The sequence below is a fragment of the Streptacidiphilus monticola genome, from assembly GCF_042658505.1.
GTDB lineage: Bacteria > Actinomycetota > Actinomycetes > Streptomycetales > Streptomycetaceae > Streptacidiphilus > Streptacidiphilus monticola.
Genome location: NZ_JBHSQJ010000165.1, coordinates 1 through 3,347, shown reverse-complemented (window position 1 = coordinate 3,347; position 3,347 = coordinate 1). Strand labels below are relative to the sequence as shown.

The 3,347-nt window shown below is 72.4% G+C and carries 2 protein-coding genes; both read left to right on the top strand.

What is annotated here, in order from left to right; translation table 11 throughout:
- Positions 1 to 169: 169 nt before the first annotated feature.
- Entirely contained in the window at positions 170 to 1,219 is a 1,050-nt protein-coding gene (locus ACFP3V_RS30015; protein WP_380590361.1) for a polyprenyl synthetase family protein, read from the top strand.
- Positions 1,220 to 1,223: 4 nt separating this feature from the next.
- The gene (gene shc / locus ACFP3V_RS30010) at positions 1,224 to 3,284 is read left to right on the top strand and encodes a squalene--hopene cyclase (protein ID WP_380590359.1); all 2,061 of its coding nucleotides are present in this window, start codon (positions 1,224 to 1,226) and stop codon (positions 3,282 to 3,284) included.
- Positions 3,285 to 3,347 lie beyond the last annotated feature (63 nt).

Below are 3,347 nucleotides of genomic sequence, written 5' to 3'. Positions count from 1 at the left end.
CGCGGAGCGCCACGCCGGAACCCCCGGCCGCGCGGCGCGCCGAGTCGGGAGAGCCCGCGGGGGAGCCCTCATGACGGACACCCATCTCGACCCCGCTCAGGCGGACCCAGGACGACGACCGACGAACGGAGAGGGAATCAGCGTGGTTGCGCGCCCCGAGGAGGCACTGATGGTGCAGGCACTTGACGTACCCGGACTGCTGGACCGCGCCAGGAGACTCTGCACGCCGGTGCTCCGTGAGGCTGTGAACCGGTTGGCCCCGCCGATGGACAGGGTGGCCCGGTACCACTTCGGGTGGACCGACGCCGAGGGCAACCCCACCGAGGGTGACGGCGGCAAGGCCGTCCGCCCCGCGCTGGCCGTGCTCTCCGCGCTCGCCGCGGGCGTCCCCGCCGAGCACGGTGTGCCCGGCGGCGTCGCGGTCGAGCTGGTGCACAACTTCTCGCTGCTGCACGACGACCTGATGGACGGCGACGAGACCCGCCGCCACCGGGCCACCGTGTGGACCGTCTTCGGCCCCGCCCAGGCCATCCTGGTCGGCGACGCGCTGTTCGCCCTCGGCAACGAGGTGCTGCTGGACGCCGTCGCCGCCGGGCTGACCACCCAGCAGGACGCCGGCCGCGCGGTGCAGCGACTCACCCTGGCCACCCGCAAGCTGATCGACGGTCAGGCCCAGGACCTCTCGTTCGAGCACCGCGACCGGGTCACGGTCGAGGAGTGCCTGGAGATGGAGGGCAACAAGACCGGCGCGCTGCTGGCCGCCTCCGCCTCCGTCGGCGCCGTGCTGGCCGGCATCGACGACAAGCAGGCCGACGCGCTCGAGCGCTACGGCTACCACCTGGGCCTCGCCTTCCAGGCCGTGGACGACCTGCTCGGCATCTGGGGCGAGACCGAGGTCACCGGCAAGCCCAACTTCGGTGACCTGCGCCAGCGCAAGAAGTCGCTTCCGGTCGCCGCCGCTCTCGCCGCCGGAGGCCCCGCCTCCGACCGGCTCGCGGAGCTGCTGGCCGACCCGGAGAACCGCGGGCACGAGGACGAGGAACAACTCGCCGTGCGCGCGGCATTGATCGAGGAGGCGGGCGGCCGAGCCTGGACCGCCGACGAGGCACGCCGTCAACACGCCACGGCGCTGGCCGCGTTGGACGAGGTGGCCATGCCCGCCGAGGTGCGCGCGCAGTTCGCGGCGCTCGCCGAGTTCGTCGTGGTTAGGGAGAGGTGACGCAATGACAGGATCCGCGGACGGCCGGCTCGACCCCAAGTACGATGCAGAGCCGGCCGCGGCGGCCAGCACCACCGAGATCGCCCGGAAGACGCTGGACCGGGCGGTGTCCCATCTGCTGAGCCTGCAGAACGACGCAGGCTGGTGGAAGGGGAATCTCGAGACCAACGTCACGATGGATGCCGAGGACCTGCTGCTCCGTCAGTTCCTGGGCATCCTCACCGAGGAGCAGACCCGCGCCACGGCCGAGTGGATCCGCTCCCAGCAGCAACCGGACGGCACCTGGGCCACCTTCTTCGGCGGCCCGGCCGAGCTGTCCACCACCATCGAGGCCTATGTCGCGCTCAAGCTCGCCGGCGACGACATCACGGCCCCGCACATGAAGCTCGCGTCCAAGTGGATCCGCGAGCAGGGGGGGATCGCGGCGAGCCGGGTGTTCACCCGGATCTGGCTGGCGCTGTTCGGCTGGTGGCCCTGGGAGAAGCTGCCCGAGCTGCCGCCGGAGGTCATCTTCCTGCCGCGCAAGGCGCCGCTGAACATCTACTCCTTCGGCTGCTGGGCCCGGCAGACCATCGTGCCGCTGACCGTCGTCTCGGCCCACCGGCCGGTCCGTCCGGCGCCCTTCGACCTGGACGAGCTGCACGCCGACCCGAACGACCCGTACCCGACCCGGCCCACCCCGCCGATCCACACGCTCGACGGCTTCTTCATCCGCCTCGACAAGGCGCTGCACTACTACCACCGGATGCCGGTCAAGTCGCTGCGCCGCCTCGCGTTGCAGCAGGCCACCCGGTGGATCGTCGAGCGGCAGGAGGCCGACGGCTGCTGGGGCGGCATCCAGCCCCCGGCCGTGTACTCGCTGATCGCGCTGCACCTGGAGGGGTACGACCTCAACCACCCCGTCATGAAGGCGGGGTTGGCCGCCTTCGACCGGTTCACCGTGCACACGGACGAGGGCCACCGCTGGATCGAGGCCTGCCAGTCCCCGGTCTGGGACACCTGCCTGGCCACCGTGGCGCTGGCCGACGCGGGCCTGCCCGCCGACCACCCGGCGCTGGTCAGCGCCGCCGAGTGGATGCTCGGCGAGGAGGTCGGCCGCAAGGGCGACTGGGCCGTGCAGCGGCCCGGACTCCCGGCCGGAGGCTGGGCGTTCGAGTTCGACAACGACAACTACCCGGACATCGACGACACCGCCGAGGTGATCCTGGCGCTGCGCCGGGTCGCCCTCGACGAGCCGGCCCGTTCCGCCGCCGCGATCCGCCGCGGCGTGGACTGGGTGCTCGGCATGCAGTCCAAGAACGGCGCCTGGGCCGCGTTCGACGTCGACAACACCAGCACCCTGCCGAACAAGCTCCCGTTCTGCGACTTCGGCGAGGTGGTCGACCCGCCGTCCGCGGACGTCACCGCGCACGTCGTGGAGATGCTCGCCGCCGACGGCCGGGCCCGCGACCCGCGCACCCGGCGCGGCATCGACTGGCTGCTGCGCGAGCAGGAGGAGGACGGCTCCTGGTTCGGGCGCTGGGGCACCAACTACATCTACGGCACCGGTTCCGTCGTCCCGGCACTGATCGCCGCGGGCATCCGGCCCGAGCACAGCTCGATCCGACGGGCCGTCAACTGGCTGGAGGAGAAGCAGAACGCGGACGGTGGCTGGGGCGAGGACATGCGCTCGTACCAGGACCGATCCTGGGCCGGCAAGGGCAAGTCCACCGCCTCGCAGACCGCCTGGGCGCTGATGGCGCTGCTGGCGGCGGGCGAGGAGGGCGAGACGGTCGACCGGGGCATCCGCTGGCTGGCGCAGACCCAGCTGGAGGAGGGCACCTGGGACGAGCCGGAGTTCACCGGCACCGGCTTCCCCTGGGACTTCTCCATCAACTACAACCTCTACCGGCTGGTCTTCCCGATCACCGCGCTGGGCCGCTACCTGCACGGCACGCCGCACCTGACCCCGGAGGGCCAGTCCGTGGACGCCGAGGCGGCCGAACTGCCGTACGGCGGTGGGCCGGAGACTCCGGCGCCGCGCCGCGGCCTGCTGCCCTCGCTGGCCGGGCGGCGACTGCGATGAACGCCGACGGGCCGTCAGCCGGCCCGCTGCTGCTGGCCTGCGCGCTGCGCGTCGAGGCCCAGG

What these genes read in the sequence shown, in the direction of transcription:
- ACFP3V_RS30015 (WP_380590361.1), top strand. Translation starts at nt 170, where the DNA reads ATGGTGCAGGCACTTGACGTACCCGGACTGCTGGACCGCGCCAGGAGA.
- shc (WP_380590359.1), top strand. Translation starts at nt 1,224, where the DNA reads ATGACAGGATCCGCGGACGGCCGGCTCGACCCCAAGTACGATGCAGAG.